A 430-nucleotide genomic window follows, 5' to 3' on the forward strand; every position below is an offset into this window, starting at 1 on the left:
GTCGCCGACGCTCCTGAAAACCTATACCCGGCACTTTACCTTCGCATCTATTTTTGAGCTCTTTATAGGCAACTAGCGTGATTCTTGAAGTGGCAATTCTGGACGTAAAGCCGAACCAGAACGAAGATTTTGAACAAGCCTTTAAGGCGGCACAAAGCATCATTTCCTTAATGCCGGGCTACATCAATCTCCAACTGCAAAAGTGCCTTGAAAAAAAAGGCCGCTACATCCTTTTGGTGAACTGGCAAAAACTGGAGGATCACACCGAAGGATTCCGAAAGTCTCCCGAATACCAAGACTGGAAAGCCCTGCTCCATCATTTCTACGATCCATTCCCCGAAGTAGAACATTACTCAATTGTCGAACTGTAAGAACTTCGACGCGAAGGCGCCGATACCGGGTAGACCTTTGCGGGACCGTCTGCGGCCAG

1 protein-coding gene is annotated in these 430 nt (G+C 48.4%); it reads left to right on the forward strand.

Annotated elements, in window-relative coordinates; genetic code table 11:
* Nucleotides 1–77 precede the first annotated feature (77 nt).
* A complete protein-coding gene (locus B4U49_RS00170; protein WP_078082613.1) occupies nt 78–371 on the forward strand; it encodes an antibiotic biosynthesis monooxygenase family protein in 294 nt (97 codons plus the stop codon).
* The last annotated feature ends 59 nt before the right edge of the window (nt 372–430 follow it).

Source organism: Microbulbifer mangrovi (assembly GCF_002009015.1).
Lineage (GTDB): Bacteria > Pseudomonadota > Gammaproteobacteria > Pseudomonadales > Cellvibrionaceae > Microbulbifer > Microbulbifer mangrovi.